The following is a 17,356-nucleotide window of genomic DNA, read 5'->3' on the forward strand; positions in this document are numbered from 1 at the left end:
CCGGACATGGACCTGGCCAGCCTGATCGCCGCCAGCGGCGCCCTGCTGGGCGCGCTTATCGGTTTCGCACTGGCCCTGCCGCCCAACCGCCACACCGCCGCCAACCAGCAACTGGCGGCGCTGATGGGTCTGGTCACGATTTACCAGCTCTCCACCATGGCTCGCCACAGCCCGGACATCCGCTGGATGGACCCGTTGCAGTTCTTCGGGCTGGTGATTTTCCTGCTGGGGCCGGGGCTCTACCTCTACACCCGGGCGCGGATCTCCGATGACAGCCGCTGGCAATGGCGCCAGCTGCGGCACGCCCTGCCCTTTCTTCTCCTGGTGCTGGACTTCCTGCTCGGTGCACTGCTTGGTCGCGAGGGCCTGGCGGCCCACTACCCCCGCACCGTTGGTGTGCTCTGCTATGTTCACCTGCTGGCCTACCTCGGCGCCAGCCTGCGACTGTTGCAGCGCGCCCGGCGCGAGGCCGCCCTGCCACCCGGCACCCTGCGCTGGCTCGCCAGCCTGCTGTGGGGCTGCTGCGCCCTCGCCCTGCCGGGGCTGCTGTTCGCCATCGGTCGCTGGCTGCCAGATACTATCGGCTGGCCCCAGCAACTGTGGTCCATCACCCTCACCGTGGGCATGAGCTACCTGATCGCCTTCTTCGCAGTGCTCGACCCCTCGGTGTTTCACGCCAGCCGGGCGGCGCGAGCGGAAAAGAAGCATCGCGGCCGCTATGAAACCAGCAGCCTCGGCAACGACCAGGCCGAGCAGCTGTGGCGGCAATTGCAGGACCTGATGCGCGACGCCAGGCCCTACCTGCAACCCCAACTCAAGGTGGGGGAACTGGCCGGCCAGCTGGCAGTGGCCCCCAACCACCTGAGCCAGGTGATCAACCAGGTCGGTGGCCAGAGTTTTGCCAGCTTCCTCAACGCCTACCGGGTGGACGCCGCCAAGGCCCTGCTGCGCAGCAGCCAGCCCGGTGAGCGCACCATGCTCGATATCGCCCTTAGCAGCGGTTTCAATTCCGAGTCGGTGTTCTACAAGCAGTTTCGCGCGCTGGTGGGCCAGACCCCGAGGCAGTACCAGCAGCAAGGCTGATTTCCCGGTTTTTTTCCGGTTTTTCACTCCTCTTTTGTAAAAACGGAGGCGGCGAGCCCCGCTTGCGGCGATGTTGGGCTGGTGCGGCGCCGGTTGCGACCGCCTGCCACCGCGCGCCGCACCTCATAACAGTCAATAAAAGAGGACTACACAATGCCATCATTTACCCTCAAACCCCTGCGGCTGGCGCTCGCCACCGCGGCCATGGGTCTCGCCCTGCCGGCCTGGTCACTCGACATCCTGGTGACCAACGACGATTCCTGTAACGCCGAGGGCATCAACGTGCTCATGGACGCCCTGGAAGCCGCCGGTCACAACGTCACCATGTACGCCCCGGCCGGTGAACAGAGTGGCCGCAGTGGAGCCGTGTCCACCGACATCGGCCAGAGCTACGGTATCAGCAACGTGGGCTTTCACGGACCCACCAGCGCCGGCAACCGGTTTTGCGTCCGTGTACCCGCCGCCAACCCGGCTGAAGGTGCGGAAGATGAGTTCATCACCATTAGCGCCACGCCAAAGGACAGTATGCTTGTCGGTCTGGCCCGGCTCGGAGATACACCACCAGACCTGGTCATCAGTGGTATGAATGACGGCCAGAATATCGGCACCACCGCCACCTCTTCGGGCACGGTGGGCGCCGCTATCGCCGCCATTCTGGAAGGCGTGCCCGCCATTGCGGTCAGCCACAACCGCTTCAGCGGCAGCGAGGGCATGAGCAGGGAGGCCCTGGCCGACCTGGTGGTCGATGTTGTTGCGACGCTGGAAGCCGCACGCAACGATGGCGAGCCCCTGATGCCCGAGCTGACCGCGCTCAATATCAACAATCCGGCAGGACCGGTGCGCGGCATCGCCTACACTTCCCTGGGTTCCCGTTCTGACATTCTGCTCGGCCCGACCGCCAACGACAGCGGCGGTGTGGATGTGTCCTTCAACGGCCTGGTAACCCTGTCCACCCTGCTCGGTGACGCGGCGCTGGCCGAGGAACTGGCCAATAATCCGGCAGCGGACCTGGAAGATTTTGCGGCTGCCGGCCTGGACATCACCGATGAAACCAGTATGTCGGCAGCGGGCTATGTCACCATCACCACCATGGACGGCGACTTCACCGCTGGCCTGCGCAAGCGGGAGCTGATGCAGCTGAAACTGCGCGAACTCAGCGCGGGAGGTCAATAATGCGGCACCTGATTCCCGGCCTCGCGGCCTGCGTACTGCTGGCGGCCTGCAGCGACTCGGGGGACAGCCGCCCCGACACCCCGCCGGAACCGCCGGCGCCGCCACCGCCGGCGGTCACCGACCTCGACAGCACCGGCATCTATCGCGGGCAGATCATCACCGATGACGACAACCTGGCATTGGTCACGGTGAGCCTGGCGCGCGACGGCGTCACCGCGGTGGCCATCGACAGCGACGATGACGAAATCGCCGACATCGTGCTGTGGGGGGACACCAGTGAGTCCAGCGGTGAACTGCACTTCAGCGGCAGCGACGGTCGCGACGGCAGCAGTGTGGAGCTGACCTTCAGTGTCGAGGATGAGGTGCTGAGCGCCGCCATCAGCCTGAACGGGCTGTCTGGCGATGCCAGTGCGCAACTGGCTGCAGACAGTGTCGCCAGCGGGGCGCCGGAAGGCACCTTTGCGCGCGAGGACGGCATCGGAGGCCTCACCGAACTGAGCATTGCGGCGGACGGCAGCGTCACCCTCAGTAGCCCCTGCTCCGGCAGCGGCGAACTGGGCGCGGCGGACAGCGCGGTGAACCTCTACCGCCTCAGCCTGGAAAGCGATTGCCTCAACTGGGAGGCACTGGTATCCGTCGGCAGTGTGGAAGGGGGCGGTGCCCTGCTCTCAGTGAGCGGCGCCGACAACCTGGATACCCGCCTCTACCAGCCCTGAGGCCGAGGCCGCTGACCGGCAAGCCCGGTCAGCGGCCATTTCAGAACAGCAGCTGCAGGTCTACAGCGGCGCGGCGCAGGCCAGGCAGCGCATATAAAGATGCCCCGGGTCGCGCAGTGAAGCCACCAGATCCGCCGCCTCGTTCAGGGGCGCCAGCAGCAAATCAAGCGCAGCGCTGTACTTCCTCATCGAGCCGGTCGAGCTCACCGGACCCAGCGCCAGTGCGCCACTGCGCTCAGCCAGTTGCTGCAATAGCATCTCCCGCGACGACAGCGGTTCGCTGACATACTCAACCTGTGGCGACTCCAGCCCCGCCAGGTCGGCGGCGGCGGCGATCGCCTCACGCAGGGAACCGAGCTCGTCCACCAGGCCGTGGGCCTTGGCATCCGCGGCGCTCCATACCCGCCCCTGGGCCACAGCATCCACCTGTTCAACGCTCATGTCGCGGCCGTCGGCCACCAGTTGCAGGAAGTTGCGATAAGTGAACTCCACCGAACTGGTCAGGGCGCTGGCCACCTGCTCGTTCAGGGGCCGGTCCACGCGGAGGGAACCCGCCAGCGCGGTGGTGCCCACACCGTCAGTGTTCACCCCCAGCCGCCCCATCAACTCTTCAAAGGTGGGAATGGCGGCAAACACACCGATGCTGCCGGTGATGGTGGCCGGCGTGGCGAAAATGCGGTCGGCGCTGGCGGCGATGTAGTAGCCGCCGGAGGCGGCCATGGCGCCCATGGATACCACTACGGGCAGCCCTTCAGCCTGGGTGGCCAACACCGCCTGGCGAATCACCTCGGAGGCAAACACACTGCCGCCACCGCTGTTGACCCGCAGCACAATGGCCTTCACGCCATCGCCGGCCGCGGTGTCGCGGATCAGCCGGGACAGGCTCTCGCCGCCGATGGTGCCGGGGGGCTGGTCACCGGGCAGTATGTTGCCCTCGGCGGTAATCACCGCCACATGCCCGGCGCCGGGCTGGATCAGGTTGGGACCGCGTTTGCGGCCCACGTAGTGCTCGAAGGGCACCGCCTCAAAACGCTCCTCCTCGTCGCGGGCGCCGACAATCCCGGCCAGGTAGTCGTTGGACTGGTGGTGGGCCATCAGCTCGTCCACCAGCCCGGCTTCAAGGGCCGCTTTGGCGGTATCGCCCCCCTGGGCCTGCAAGACATCGGCGTAACCGTTGACGTAGGCGTTCACCGCGCCCGCCTCCAGACTGCGGCGCTGCTCCACTTCGCCGGTGTAGCGCTGCCACAGGTCACCCAGCCAGCGCCCGGTGATTTCGCGCTCGCCGGGTGACATATCGTTGCGCAGGTAGGGCTCGGCGATGGACTTGTGCTCGCCGGCCTTGAATACGTGCACATTGACCGACAGTTTGTCGAGGGCGTCGCGGAAATAGTTGCGGTAACTGCCGAAGCCCTCCATGGCCACCGCGCCAAAGGGGTGCAGGATCACGGTGTCGGCCTGGCTGGCCAGCAGGTACTGATCCTGGGTGAAATAGTCACCGCGGGCGATGACCGGCTTGCCGCTGCTGCGGAAGGCGTCCAGCGCCTCGCGGATCTCCAGGGTCTTGCTCATTCCCACATGCAGCAGGCCGTCCAGTTCCAGCACCAGGGCGGTGATGGCAGGATCATCCGCGGCGTAGCGGATGGCATCCAGGATGTCGCGCAGTTCCACCTCGTGGCTGGCCGGATTCTGCTCGCCCACCAGGGCCAGCATCGGATCCACCGATTTGCGCTGGTCCACCACCGTACCGGTGGGGTTGAGAAGCAGCGCCGCCTTGTCCGGCAGGGGGGTCGGCCCGCCGCCGGTGAAGACGAAGTAAAGCAGCACCAGCACCGCCAGGAACAGGATGTTGGACAGCGCCACGCGCACCCGGGTGATGAAATTCCACAGGCCGCCAAACAGGCGCCGCAGGGCCGAGGGTTTGCTCATTCTCTGTCTCCGATCAATGAGTTGGGGGCGTCACCCTCAACATTTATGCGCTGCTCTCGCCGCGCTCGCGCAGTTCCCGCGCACGCCACCGCACGTAGAGCATGGCGGCGCAGAACAGGCTGACCACTGCCAGCATACCAACGACTGCCAGCACGCTGCCGGGATTTGCGAAAAGGCGCTCCACCAGTGCGATAAAGTACAGCAGGCTGACAAAGCACAGCCAGATGTAGCTGCGCAGTCTATCCCCCAGCATGCCGGGCAGGAACAGCAAAAGCGGCAGCAGCTTGCCCAGCCAGATCACCCAGGGCACCTGCTGTAGCCAGGCATCCAGCAGTTGCTGAGCAAACAGTACAGTCCAGGCCAGCCAGGTAATCTGCCAGCTGAGCAGGGACAGCCCCAGGCGCCGCCCGCTATTCATTTGGCCAGCCTCGCGGCAAGACTTGCCACTCGCCGCCCGAGGGCGCGGCACAGGCTGGCCTCGGTGTCGTCCAGCGCCCGGCTGTTGTCGTTGCCGGCCCAGTGGGAAGCGCCGTAGGGCGTACCCCCCGATTCGGTGCTGAGCAGGCCCGCCTCACTGTAGGGCAGGCCCGCCATCAGCATGCCGTGGTGCAGCAGCGGCAGCATCATGCTCAACAGGGTGGTCTCCTGCCCGCCGTGCAGGCTGGAGGTAGAGGTAAAGACAGCGGCGGGCTTGTCGATCATCGCGCCACTCAGCCACAGCCCTGAGGTACCGTCCAGGAAATATTTGAGCGGCGCCGCCATGTTGCCAAAACGGGTCGGGCTGCCCAGCAGCAGGCCGGCGCAGTGACGCAGGTCGTCGAGGTCGCAGTACAGGGGGCCGTCTTCGGGAATGTCCGGGGCGCTCTGTTCGCAGTCGGCGGACACCGGCGGCACAGTGCGCAGCCGCGCCTCCATACCGTCCACCGTGGCCACCCCGCGCGCCGCCTGGCGCGCCATGTCAGCAACGGCGCCATGGCGGCTGTAATACAGCACCAGCACATAGGGGCTAGTCACCGCCCGCTAACCCAACAGGTCCAGTACGTTCTCCGGCGGCCGTCCCAGCACGGCGCGCTCGCCGCGCACCACGATGGGCCGCTCAATCAGCCGGGGCTCGCTGACCATCGCCGCCAGCAATTCCTCATCGCTGCTGTCGGCCCCGAGCCCCAGCGCCTTGTAGGCGTCCTCGCCCTTGCGCACCAGCTGCGCTGGCGTCTTGCCCAGCTTCGCCAGCAGGGTGCGCAGTGTGGCGGCGTCCGGCGGCGTTTCCAGATACAGGATGACGTCCGGCTCGATGCCCTTGTCCTGTAGCAGGGCGAGCGTGTTGCGGGATTTGGAACAGCGCGGGTTGTGGTATATCTGGGTGTCGCTCACGTCGGACTCCGGTCGTTGCTTGAGGCCGCGAGTATAACAAAGGCCAGCGCTGATAATCCCTTCGCCCGCCGCCCGCGCTCGTTGCTCCCCCCGCCCCGTGCCATAATGCGCGGCATGGACGCTCTCAACGACAAATTCAAAAAAATCTGGCCGCGCATCCCCTACGTGGCGCAGCGCTTCGGCGCCGATCGCTGCTCCGACAACGCCGCGGCGCTGACCTACATGAGTCTGTTTGCGCTGGTCCCGCTGATGACCGTGCTCTATACCATGGCCTCCGCGGTGCCCGCGTTTACCGGCCTCGAGGCGCGCATGCAGGATTTGATGTTCGAGCACCTGCTGCCGGACACCAGCACTGAACTGGAGGCCTACCTCGAGGACTTCTCGCGCCAGGCCAAGAACCTAACCGGCTTCGGCATTGTCTTCCTGGTGGTCACCGCGGTGCTGATGCTGCGCAATATCGAGCGCGCCTTCAACCTGATCTGGCGCACCGGCGAGAATCGCAGCGCGCTGTCCAGCTTCCTTATCTACTGGGCCGTGCTCAGCCTCGCGCCGATCACCATCGGCCTGGCCCTGGGTATTCCCGGCATGGTGGCGGCGGCGGCGCTGTTTGTCGAAGACTACGACGTGATCGGCGTGACTGATCTGCTGCTGCAGCTGACCCCCCTGTTGCTCACCGCCGCCGGCTTTACCCTGCTCTATGTCACCGTACCCAATTGCCGGGTGCCTTTCCGCCACGCCCTGGCCGGTGGATTCCTCGCCGCCGTCGCCTTCAATCTCTCCCGCACCCTGTTCGCGAAACTGGTGGCGGGCTCCAGCATCACCTTTATCTACGGCGCCTTTGCCGCGGTTCCCCTGTTCCTGCTGTGGATCTACCTGTCCTGGATCATCGTCCTGCTGGGGGGGATCTTCGTGCACAGCCTGTCCTCCTACCAGAGTTCCGACCAGGCCGCGCGGCCCACCGCACTCAAGGCCCTGGACGTGCTCTATCTGTTCTGGAGCCGCCAGCGCAGCGGCCGCCCGGTGCGCGAGCTGGAACTGCTGAGCGGCCGTATCAAGGTGGTACAGGGGCTCGATAGCGAAACCTGGCGCAACCTCAGGGAAATTTTCATGCAGCACAACCTGATCGCCCAGGACCAGCGCGGCAACTACTTCCTGTGCCGCGACCTGCACACCATCAGCTTCTGGCAGGTCAAGGAGTGGGTGAATGCCGAGCACGCCCTGGACCGGGAAGACATCGAAGCCCAGCTGGACTGGCAGCAGCGGGCCTACAAAATGCTGCGCGATGAACGTCGCCACCAGCGCGAGCACCTGAACATGAACCTCGTGGAGCTGTTTGAAGAATGAGAACCTGCGTACTGGCACTGCTATTCACCCTGCTCACCGCCTGTGGCGAGCACAGCGACAACAGCCCGGCGGGCGGACTTTCCAGCTACCGCGGCCAGTGGGTGGTAGTGAATTACTGGGCGAAATGGTGCAAGCCCTGCATCGAGGAAATCCCCGAGCTGAACCGCCTGAATGAAGAACACGCTGACATCCAGGTGCTGGGGGTGAATTACGACGGTCTCACCGACGACGCCCTGGCGGCCCAGGTGGCCGAACTCGGGGTCGATTTCCCGATCATTCCCGACCCCGCAGCGGAACTCGGCACACCGCGGCCAGTGGTGCTGCCGACCACGCTGATTCTGGATGCGGACGGTGCCCTGGTGAAGACACTGGTGGGGCCGCAGACCGGTGAATCGCTTTTGGCGGAGATAAAAAAACCGGCCCAGGGGGCCGGTTAGAACAGAGATAGGAGCTATCTCCAGGGGGTTTGGACCTGACGGGGTTCCCGCGGGGCCCCGGGACTGTCGCTCGCCCGGGCCGGCGTGGGGTTTACCGCCTTACCACTGGTTATTCAGACGGCCCTGATTCCGTGAAGTTCCCGCCTGTTGCAAAAAAAATCCGGCGGATTTTGCAGCCCCGCCAGCCGTGGACATCACCATCCCCGGGGTCTAACCTTGCAGCTCTCACGGCGCCCCGCGGCGCCGGGCTGTCACTAGGAGCACGGACCTATGGCCAATATCTACGATGACAATGCGGGTACCATCGGCAAAACCCCGCTGGTGCGCATCAACCGCATCAGCGAGGGCAACATCTTCGTCAAGCTGGAGAACCGCAATCCGGCGATGTCGGTGAAGTGCCGTATCGGTGCCGCCATGATCAACGCCGCCGAGAAAGACGGCAGCCTGAAACCCGGCATGACCATCGTCGAACCCACCAGCGGCAATACCGGTATCGCCCTGGCCTTCGTGGCGGCGGCCCGGGGTTACGGCTGCACTCTGGTGATGCCCAACACCATGAGCCTGGAACGGCGCCAGCTGATGAAGGCCCTGGGGGCCGATATTATCCTCACCGAGGGTGCCAAGGGCATCCCCGCCGCCATCGCCAAAGCCGAGGAAATCCTGGCCTCTGACCCCGGCAAATACTGGGGCCCCCACCAGTTCGAAAACCCGGCCAACCCGGCCATCCACGAGGCCACCACCGGCCCGGAGATCTGGGAGGACACCGACGGCGGTATCGACATCCTGGTGTCCGGTGTCGGCACCGGCGGCACCCTCACCGGCATCTCGCGCTACATCAAGAAAACCCGCGGCAAGGCCATCACCACCGTGGCGGTGGAACCGGCCAGTTCCACCATCATCGCCGCCGCCAGGGCCGGCGAGGAACCCAGCCACGCGCCCCATAAGATCCAGGGCATTGGCGCCGGCATCCTGCCCGCCAACCTCGACCTGGACATGGTCGACGCGGTGGAACAGGTGGGCAATGAAGAGGCCTTCGAGTGGGCCCACAAGCTGATGCAGCGGGAGGGGATTCTCGCCGGCGTTTCCTCCGGCGCTGCGATGGCGGTGGCCGACCGCCTGGCGCGACGGCCGGAAAATGCCGGCAAAACCATTGTCGCCATCCTGCCCGATTCCGGCGAGCGCTACCTCAGTGGCCCGCTGTTCGAGGGCATGTTCAGCGACAACGAGCTGGTGCAGTAATACTTACGCGCCGCTGGCCCTGTCGCGCAGGGCCAGCAAGTGCTGCCGCGTCGCCGGCCACTCGCTGTCCAGCACACTGAAGTACACCGAATTGCGCAGATAGCCCTGCTGCACCACCATGTGCTGGCGCAGCACCCCCTCACGCACCGCGCCGATGCGCTCCAGCGCCCGCTGGGAACGCAGGTTGCGCTCGTCGGTCTTGAACTCCACGCGAATACAACCCAGCTGCTCGAAGGCGTACTCCAGCAACAGCAGCTTGGCCTCGGTATTGACCCCGGTTCGCTGCCAGTCCGCTCCCAGCCAGGTCCAGCCGATTTCCAGCCCGCGATGCTCCGGGCGGATATTCAGGTAGCGCGTGCTTCCCGCCACCCTGCCACTGCCGGTATCGACGATGGCAAAAGGCAGGTAGGCGGAGCCGGTAACTGCCTCGTCGATCCAGTGCCGGGTATCCGCCAGATCCACAAAGGGCCCCCTGGGCATATAGGCCCAGTCCGCTTCGCTGCGCCCCTGTCGATAGAGGCCCTGTGCATGCTCCGGGGACAGCGGCTCCAGGCGTACCCGCTCCCCGTGCAGGGTGACCGGTGTATGCCAGCGGCTCACGGCACGATCACCGTGGAACCGGTGGTGCGCCGCGCTTCCAGGTCGCGGTGGGCGTCAGCGATACGCTCCAGGGGATAGCGCTGCTGAATCTCCACCCGCAGACGCCCGTCCAGTACACGCTCGAACACTGCCGCGGCAGAGTCCCGCAATTCATCAGTGGTGCCGGTGTAGGTCACCAGCGTGGGGCGGGTGACGTACAGGGAGCCCCCCTGGGCCAGCCGCTGCAGGTCCACCGGCTCCGGTGCGCCCGAGGCATTGCCGAAACTCACCAGCATACCGCGCGGCTGCAGACTCGCCAGGGAAGCGGCAAAGGTGTCGCGCCCCACGCCATCGTAAACCACCGGCACCCCGGCACCGCCGGTGATGTCTGCGACCGCCGCGGCCACGTCCTGCTCGCTGTAGTTAATGACGTGGGCGTAGCCGTTGGCAGCCGCCAGTTCCGCCTTGGCCGCGGAACTGACCGTGCCGATCACGGTGGCGCCGAGGGCGCTGGCCCACTGGCCGAACAGCAGTCCGACACCACCGGCGGCGGCGTGAAACAGGCAGGTTTCGCCACTCAGCAGCGGGCGGCAGCGCTGCAAAAGATACTCCACCGTCTGGCCCTTGAGCATGACGGCCGCTGCGGTATCGAAGTCCACCCCCTCGGGAATCTTTACCAGCCGCGCCGCCGGCAGGTTGAGGGCCTCGGCGTAGCTGCCGATACCGGCGGAGCAATAGGCCACCCGGTCTCCCACGGCAAGATCGGCGCCCTCGCCCACTGCAGTGACCACGCCGGCACCCTCCGTGCCAAGACCCGAGGGCAGGGGCATCGGGTAAAGCCCGCTGCGGTGATAGGTATCGATGAAGTTGAGGCCAATGGCGCGGTTCTCCACCTGCACCATGCCGGGACCCGACGCTTCCAGGCTCACCTCGGTCAGGGTCATTGCCTCCGGCCCGCCAGCGGCGGTGATCTGTACAGCTCTGGTCATCTCCTGCTCCTTGTATTGCTCCCCCTGCGACCGGGGGGAATCGCGTTATACTGCCAGACAATCCCCGGCAAGCTGAGAAGCGACATGCGGCGCCGCTTCACTCACACAGAGCGTTTTTTCTCGCTGTTTACCATCCTGCGGCCAGGAGAGGGGTACGCGGCCAAACGCCTTTGCCTGCAGTCGTTTGCCATCATGTTCGCCTACTACCTGCTGAAAGTCATCCGCGAACCGATGATCCTGGCGGAGGGGTCGGCCGAGCTGAAGACCTACTCCACTGCCGTGCAGGCGGTACTGCTGATGTTGATAGTGCCGGTGTTTGCTGCCCTTTACCGTCGGGTGCGCGACAGTGGCGAGAAGCATTTTCTCTACCGCAGCACAGTGCTGTTCTTCGCCGTCCACCTGCTATTGTTCGCGGCGGCCTGGGGCGCGGGGCTACCGGTTGCCGTCACCTTTTATGTATGGCTGGGCATCGCCTCGGTGATGATGCTGGCGGTGTTCTGGGCCTTCTCAGCCGACCTCTTCAACCTGCGTTCAGGCCAGCGTATTTTTCCGCTGATTGCCGCCGCCGGCGCCCTCGGCGCGCTTGTCGGCTCCGGCATTTCCGCCGATGTGGACCGGCACATCGGCCACGGCGGCGTTATGCTGGTGGCGGCCGTGCTGTTGCTACTGGCCGGCGGTCTGGCCGATTCCACTGCCCGCCTGGTGCCCGCCGGTTCCGCCGCGATCTCCGACACACAGCCCGCCACCAGCCCGGCCTACCCCCTGGCGCAGGGCTTTCTGGTAGTGTGGAACAGCGCCACCCTGCGCCTGATTGCCGCCCTGGTGATCCTGCTCAACCTGATCAACACCAACGGCGAGTACATCCTCGCCAGTTTTGTCACCGAGTACAGCGGCACCCTCGGGCGCACGGAAGCCGACCAATACCTGACCGTGTTCTACGCCCGCTACCTGTTCCTCACCACTGCCCTCGGCTTTCTGATCCAGCTCTTCCTGGTGTCGCGCATTTACAAGAAGGTGGGTATCGCAGGCGCGCTGTACATACTGCCGGTGCTGATGATCGCCAACTACAGCCTGATGGCCCTGGTGCCGGTACTGGCGGTGGTGCGAGCCGCCATGATGCTGGAGAACAGCGTCAATTACTCACTGGAAACCACCACGCGCCACGCCCTGTTCCTGCCGGTGCGGCGGGAAGAAAAGTATGTCGGCAAGCAAACCATAGACACCTTTTTCTTCCGCCTGGGTGATGTCCTGTCCGGGGGGTTCGTGTTTCTGGCCAGCGCCCTGGTGGGTCTCGCCCTGCAGGGCTTTATCCTGATCAACGCAGTTCTGGCTGTCGCCCTGCTGCTGGTTTCCATCGGTATTGGCAGGCGCCACAAGGAAGACGCCGCCCGCAGCCTGGCCAATCATCCGCCGGTCGCCACCGACCAGCTGGACGACATGGTCATACCCGCCGGCAGCCTGACCCGCCTGCAGCTCGCGGAAGACACCTTCATCGACCCGGACGTCGGCGACGCCCTGCGCTACAGTGCCCGCTGTGACGACGGCGAGCGACTGCCCCAGTGGGTGACCTTCGACAGCCTCAAGCGCCGCTTCCATTTCCATCCGCCGGATGACAGCAGCGGTCACCTGCGGATCAAGGTGGTAGCACGGGATTTCGACGGGCTCGAAGCCGAGGTCAGTTTTAACGTGATTTACGGCGCCGGGGTGTCGCTGGCCTCCTCGTAATCCCGGAACACCCTGCCGGCATAGCGTGCGGCCACCACCCAGGCCACCAGCAATACCAGTGTCACCAGACTGAGATAGCGCAGGCTGTCGAAATCGCCGAAGGCGTAGGTCAGGCCGAGACTGATCAATACCGCCACCGCCTTGGCGAAGCGCTGCACAAACATGTCGATGAAGGCCTTGGCGCGATACTTCTCCGCCGCTGTGGTGGGTACGTAGAGCGCTTCCTTGGCGGACTGGTTGATCGAGTAGCTGAAGCCGTTGTCCGCGGTGTTGAGCAGGCTGCCCACCCACAGCGCCGGAAAGACCAGGAAGGCCGCTGATCCCATGGCAATGGTGCAGGGCAGCACCAGCAGCGCCAGCCCCACACCGAAGCGGGACATCACCAGCCCGGTGAGAAACAGCTGTACCAGCAGGGAAACCCAGTTGGTGATTGAAAATACCAGGGCAAACTGGGCGCCGATCGCCGGGCCGCTCAGGTAGTGGGCGACAGTGGCGGTAAACTGGTAGTCCATGATGGTGGAGATGATCTCGTAGAGTCCGACGATCGCCACCACCGCCATCAGGTAGCGGGAGCGAAACACCAGCGCGGCGCCCTCGGTAGCGGCGCTGCGCCGGGCCTCCTCTGGCTGCGGCGTCGACAACTCCGTGGATGGCACCTGCACGTGGCGCCCGGCTACCCAGGCCGCCACCACGATCAGCAGCGCCAGCACGGCACAGATCCCGAGCCACTCGGGATAGGAAAAGCGCTCGATATTGACCCGCACAATGGTGGAGCCGAACACCCCGCCGGCCACCCCGCCGAGCCCCACCAGCCCGTACAAACGCCGGGCAGTTTCCGGGTACACCGCATCGTTGAGAAAAGCGAAGAAGGTCGCCACCATCAGGGTGCTGAACAGGTCGCCGAACAGATAGAAACCCCACACGCCGCTGTCGCCGAGCTGTGACAGCCAGCGGCCGAACAGGCCGTAGCACAGCAGGAAAAAGCCGCTGAAAACAAAGCTCAGGTGCTGGCGCCGCAGGTGCCGGCTGAGCGCGGTGAACACCACCACCGCGACAAAGGCTACCGCCATGTTCAGCACCTTGGCCAGCAATTCCGCCTGGGCGGCGCTGAAGTCCAGCCCCAGCAGGCTGAAGCCCCCGGCGTCGTAGTACTCGATAAACAGGCCCTTCTTTAGCGGCTTGAGAATCCAGAAGCTGGTGATGACCAGGAAGAAATAGCTGAACATGGCCAGCGCCAGCGGCCACTCACCGCGGCGCACGTCCATAAAGGCCTGCAGGGGATGATTCACCGTATCCTTCATTGGAGATTACGCCAGTTCAGGACGGGTCAGAGGTGCGCAGTGCCTCTTTAACAATCAGGTCTCGACGCTCGAGTATCGCCTCAATCTGCCGCGGATGGAGGTAGCTGCCCAGTTCAGCCCGGAGCTGTTCAGCGTCCAGCGCCTGCAATTGGCGAATCAGCAGGTCAGACACCCGCAGGTCCACCTTGCGGTACTGCTTTGGTCGCTTGTGCGCTGAGCGAAAGGCCAGGCTGTGGTCGATAAAGCGCAGCATGTAGTCATCCCTGGTCCACAGGATATTGGTGAGATTGCGGTCATCGTTGTGAATCAGGATGTCGAACACAAAACGCAGGCGGTACTGCTCGGTCTGCGGGCAGTAACTCTTGAAGGGCAGGTTCTGCTCCAGCCGGTCGCGCTCGTTGATGGTGTTGTCGACCCAGTCGGACAGGGCCCCTTCTGTGCCCTCCACTTCGCCGATGACGGCGGTGGGCACCATCTGCAGGCCGAGCAGGCGATCCAGCTTGTAGGCCGCCACATCGTAGACGTAGCGGTCACTGTCGTCGGCGGTGCGAATACTGTAGTGGGTTTTGTTCTGCAGGCCGGGGTCGGTGTCCTCGTACTTGAACACCGCGTCGTTGCGCTTGCCGTCCCGCTCCTGGGTCACCCGCTTGGGCTTGGTGATACCGGTGCCGATGTCCTCCACCGCCACCACCGGGGCGCTCTGCATGAATGCCTCGAGTTCGGCGTCCTCCATCCCGGACAATTCCATGGCCAGGTCGCGCGGCTCGGGCACCGGCGCTGCCCGGCCGGACTGCCCGAGATAGTGCACATAGCTGTCGTCGCCCTCGCTCACCAGGGCCGATGCCCGGCCCTTGTACACGCTGGTCAGCATGCCGGTGTCCAGGCGCAACACCAGGCCGTCCATGCGCGACTGTACGTCACCCCGGGTGGGCGTGTGGCCAATCACCAGCTGCCTGGCCCCCACCTTCTTCAGGAACACCTCGGTATTCCAGCTCTCGGCGTAGGGGTGGCAGAGGGCGGAGCCGCGGTACCAGTTGAGGCTCTCGTCGCTGAAGACAAAGGCAGACTGGGCTTCAAACACCGCCTGCAGCGGGTCAAACCAGTCGGCACGGGTGCCGGGATTAGCGGCGGCGAACTCCTCGGCGCGGGCATTGAGATAGTTCAGCCGGTCGTGGTAGCCCACATGCCAGGGCATCACGCCGGCTGCGCGCAACTGGCCCATGTTGTCGAGAAAGTCGCGCAGCTCGCCCATCATTTTATCGTTGAGATCGACGAGGGAACTGAACGCCGGGCTCCTGGCGATGCCCCCATGCATGTAGACCCTGTCATTCACCTGCACCGCGAACTGTTGTTGCAGCAGCCAGTCACCTATCGCGCCGCCCGGGGAGAAGGCCTTGCGCAGGGCGACAAACCCCGGCGGGTACTCCTGCTCAAACAGCGTGCGTACTTCGGCCTCGTCACCGCCCGGGTTCACGGCGCGATAGGCCTGCCACAGGGCATCGCGGTCAGACGCGCTTTCATCAGCGGCGAAGGCGGCATATTCCTCGGCCGAGACATAGCGCAGGTCGCCGGTCATCACCATCACCTCGTGATTGCCGAGCGTCAGGTGCACGTCACCGCCGGCGGCCCGGGCCTGCTGCTGCAGCTGCATGAGCAGTTCCACCACCTTGCGTGAGCCCGCGCCGCGGTCGACCAGGTCACCGGTTGACACCAGGTGGGTACGGCCGCCGACCCACTGATTCTGCTGATCAATGACCTTCACCTCCCGCAGCAGTTGGGTCCAGTCATCGAACGCGCCGTGAACATCCGCGAAGGCCACCACGCGACTGTCAGTCTCAAAGGTATATTGCGGTGCAGCCTGGGCTGCGGCCGCCAACAGGGCCGTCATCCACCACAGACAGATGATCATTCCGCTACGATAGTCGTCCAACACGCTGCTCCCCTTCCACAGTGTCCCAGTCGTTGCCTGCCCGGTATCCGGGCGGCTGCTTCAGTCTAGATGAGATTGCCGCACTGCGCCCGCCGCCGGGCCACGAGTTACGTTAGAATAGCCCATCGACACTGACTGGAATGCCCACCGTGCTGCAAGAGCTCCCCCTCGACCGCCAACTGCGTCTCGCCCTCGATCAACTGGCGCTCGAAACACCCACACCGGTGCAGGCCCAGATGATTCCCGCCGCGCTCGCCGGCAGCGATCTGCTGGTCAGCGCCGAAACCGGCAGTGGCAAGACCCTGGCCTACCTGGTGCCCATCCTGCAGCGCCTGCTGAGCGAGCAGGCACCGCGCGATGCCGGTGCCCTGGCCCTGATTCTGGTGCCCACACGGGAGCTGGCGCGGCAGGTGCTGAAAAGCTGCCGCGAACTGACGGCAAAATCCCCGCTGCAGGCCATGGCCCTGACCGGCGGCGCCGACTTCAAGTACCAGAAAGCCCAGTTCCGCAAGAACCCCGAGATTGTCATCGCCACCCCCGGGCGCCTGCTGGAACACTGTGAAAAAGGCAGCGCGGACCTGTCGGCCTTGAAGGTGTTGGTACTGGATGAGGCGGACCGCATGCTCGATATGGGCTTTCGCGACGACGTACTGAAAATCGCGGGCTTCTGCAGCCCCGGGCGCCAGACCCTGCTGCTCTCCGCCACCCTGAAAACCCGGGGCATGGGCGAACTCGGCAACAGCCTGCTAAAAGAGCCGCAGACCATCGCCGTCGACCCGCCGCGACAGGCCCAGGCCAGCATCCACCACCAGCGCATCCTCGCCGACAGCGTCGACCACAAGAACCAGCTGCTGCTGGCCCTGCTGGAGAACAATGAAGGGCGCCGCAGCCTGGTGTTCGCCAACAAGCGCGTTACCGCCGAGCGCCTCAGCGGCCTGCTGGGCCACCACGGGCTGAAGGTGGACAGTTTGCACGGTGAGATGAGCACGGAGGAGCGCAAGCGCGTGATGGCGGCCTTCCGCGAGGGCAAGATACACGTGCTGTGCGCCTCGGACCTCGCCGCCCGGGGGCTGGATGTGCCGGACATTGAGACGGTGATCAACTACGACCTGCCCCACTCCGGCGACGACTATGTACACCGCTGTGGCCGCACTGGTCGCGCCGGCGCCACGGGGGTAGCCATCTCCCTGGTGGAAGCCAGCCAGTGGAACCTGATGATCAGCATCCAGCGCTATCTGAATATGGATTTCGAGCAGCGCGCCCTGCCCGGCCTGAAGGCCAGGTACAGCGGGCCGAAAAAAACCAAGGGCTCGGGCAAGGCGGCGGGTGGCAAGAAGAAAAAAACCGGCAAGGATGGCGCCAAGGCGAAGCAGCGGGCGCGGGATTCGAAAAACAAGGGCAAGCCGAAACGCGGTAAACCTAGTGGTGCGGTCAATGATGGGACTGGGCCGTTGATGAAGAAGAAGTAGAACTCTGTGCCTGGGTTCTGAACTTTCGCCACAGTCGCTTCGGTCCCGCCCGCATGACCTGGGATGCCTTCCTG

The 17,356-nt window shown here is 64.9% G+C and carries 16 protein-coding genes; 8 read left to right on the plus strand and 8 right to left on the minus strand.

The features are described 5' to 3' along the window. Nucleotides 1-6: 6 nt before the first annotated feature. The 3 genes from FVW59_RS17190 (at nt 7) to FVW59_RS17200 (ending at nt 2,972) form a co-directional block, all read left to right on the plus strand. On the plus strand, nt 7-1,083 hold the full coding sequence (locus tag FVW59_RS17190; RefSeq protein ID WP_148065596.1) for a helix-turn-helix domain-containing protein: 1,077 nt from the start codon (nt 7-9) through the stop codon (nt 1,081-1,083). A gap of 153 nt (nt 1,084-1,236) precedes the next feature. Further along, entirely contained in the window at nt 1,237-2,256 is a 1,020-nt protein-coding gene (gene surE, locus FVW59_RS17195) for a 5'/3'-nucleotidase SurE (protein ID WP_148065597.1), read from the plus strand. Further along, the gene (locus FVW59_RS17200; RefSeq protein ID WP_148065598.1) at nt 2,256-2,972 is read left to right on the plus strand and encodes a hypothetical protein; all 717 of its coding nucleotides are present in this window, start codon (nt 2,256-2,258) and stop codon (nt 2,970-2,972) included. The genes surE and FVW59_RS17200 overlap by 1 nt, the downstream gene beginning before the upstream one ends. 60 nt (nt 2,973-3,032) lie before the next feature. Here the strand turns inward: FVW59_RS17200 and sppA are convergent, their stop codons facing one another. Genes sppA through arsC form a run of 4 tightly spaced genes read right to left on the minus strand, consistent with a single transcriptional unit; the run spans nt 3,033 to nt 6,269 of the window. Then, nucleotides 3,033-4,898 carry a signal peptide peptidase SppA gene (sppA, locus tag FVW59_RS17205; RefSeq protein ID WP_148065599.1) on the minus strand — a complete coding sequence of 622 codons (1,866 nt, stop codon included), beginning with the start codon at nt 4,896-4,898 and terminating at the stop codon, nt 3,033-3,035. Nucleotides 4,899-4,941: 43 nt separating this feature from the next. Beyond that, entirely contained in the window at nt 4,942-5,316 is a 375-nt protein-coding gene (locus FVW59_RS17210) for a DUF2069 domain-containing protein (RefSeq protein WP_148065600.1), read from the minus strand. Then, nucleotides 5,313-5,912 carry an NAD(P)H:quinone oxidoreductase gene (wrbA, locus tag FVW59_RS17215; protein WP_148065601.1) on the minus strand — a complete coding sequence of 200 codons (600 nt, stop codon included), beginning with the start codon at nt 5,910-5,912 and terminating at the stop codon, nt 5,313-5,315. Before wrbA ends, FVW59_RS17210 begins: the two co-directional genes overlap by 4 nt. A 6-nt stretch (nt 5,913-5,918) precedes the next feature. Next, nucleotides 5,919-6,269, minus strand: a complete 351-nt coding sequence (gene arsC, locus FVW59_RS17220; protein WP_148065602.1) for an arsenate reductase (glutaredoxin) — start codon at nt 6,267-6,269, stop codon at nt 5,919-5,921. Nucleotides 6,270-6,383: 114 nt separating this feature from the next. Between arsC and FVW59_RS17225 the strand changes: the two genes are divergently transcribed. From FVW59_RS17225 to cysK, 3 genes are all read left to right on the plus strand, one after another. After that, the gene (locus FVW59_RS17225; RefSeq protein ID WP_148065603.1) at nt 6,384-7,613 is read left to right on the plus strand and encodes a YihY family inner membrane protein; all 1,230 of its coding nucleotides are present in this window, start codon (nt 6,384-6,386) and stop codon (nt 7,611-7,613) included. After that, nucleotides 7,610-8,050 (plus strand): TlpA family protein disulfide reductase, encoded by a 441-nt coding sequence (locus tag FVW59_RS17230; RefSeq protein WP_148065604.1) that lies wholly within the window; start codon nt 7,610-7,612, stop codon nt 8,048-8,050. Before FVW59_RS17225 ends, FVW59_RS17230 begins: the two co-directional genes overlap by 4 nt. 270 nt (nt 8,051-8,320) lie before the next feature. Next, complete coding sequence (cysK, locus tag FVW59_RS17235; protein WP_148065605.1) at nt 8,321-9,289, plus strand: cysteine synthase A; 969 nt, start codon at nt 8,321-8,323, stop codon at nt 9,287-9,289. Nucleotides 9,290-9,292: 3 nt separating this feature from the next. On the opposite strand, the gene FVW59_RS17240 is transcribed toward cysK, so the two are convergent. Beyond that, complete coding sequence (locus tag FVW59_RS17240; protein ID WP_148065606.1) at nt 9,293-9,889, minus strand: GNAT family N-acetyltransferase; 597 nt, start codon at nt 9,887-9,889, stop codon at nt 9,293-9,295. Continuing rightward, nucleotides 9,886-10,857, minus strand: coding sequence for a quinone oxidoreductase family protein (locus FVW59_RS17245; RefSeq protein ID WP_148065607.1), 972 nt, complete (start codon nt 10,855-10,857; stop codon nt 9,886-9,888). The genes FVW59_RS17240 and FVW59_RS17245 overlap by 4 nt, the downstream gene beginning before the upstream one ends. Before the next feature lie 84 nt (nt 10,858-10,941). Between FVW59_RS17245 and FVW59_RS17250 the strand changes: the two genes are divergently transcribed. Then, nucleotides 10,942-12,582, plus strand: a complete 1,641-nt coding sequence (locus FVW59_RS17250; RefSeq protein WP_148065608.1) for an ATP translocase — start codon at nt 10,942-10,944, stop codon at nt 12,580-12,582. Here the strand turns inward: FVW59_RS17250 and FVW59_RS17255 are convergent. Beyond that, nucleotides 12,549-13,883, minus strand: a complete 1,335-nt coding sequence (locus tag FVW59_RS17255) for an NTP/NDP exchange transporter (protein ID WP_148065609.1) — start codon at nt 13,881-13,883, stop codon at nt 12,549-12,551. The genes FVW59_RS17250 and FVW59_RS17255 overlap by 34 nt on opposite strands. A 16-nt stretch (nt 13,884-13,899) precedes the next feature. Next, nucleotides 13,900-15,813, minus strand: a complete 1,914-nt coding sequence (locus FVW59_RS17260; protein WP_148065610.1) for a HipA family kinase — start codon at nt 15,811-15,813, stop codon at nt 13,900-13,902. Between the two features lie 140 nt (nt 15,814-15,953). Between FVW59_RS17260 and FVW59_RS17265 the strand changes: the two genes are divergently transcribed. Beyond that, complete coding sequence (locus FVW59_RS17265; protein WP_148065611.1) at nt 15,954-17,282, plus strand: DEAD/DEAH box helicase; 1,329 nt, start codon at nt 15,954-15,956, stop codon at nt 17,280-17,282. The last annotated feature ends 74 nt before the right edge of the window (nt 17,283-17,356 follow it).

The organism is Parahaliea aestuarii (assembly GCF_008064635.1).
In the GTDB taxonomy this organism is placed as follows: domain Bacteria; phylum Pseudomonadota; class Gammaproteobacteria; order Pseudomonadales; family Halieaceae; genus Parahaliea; species Parahaliea aestuarii.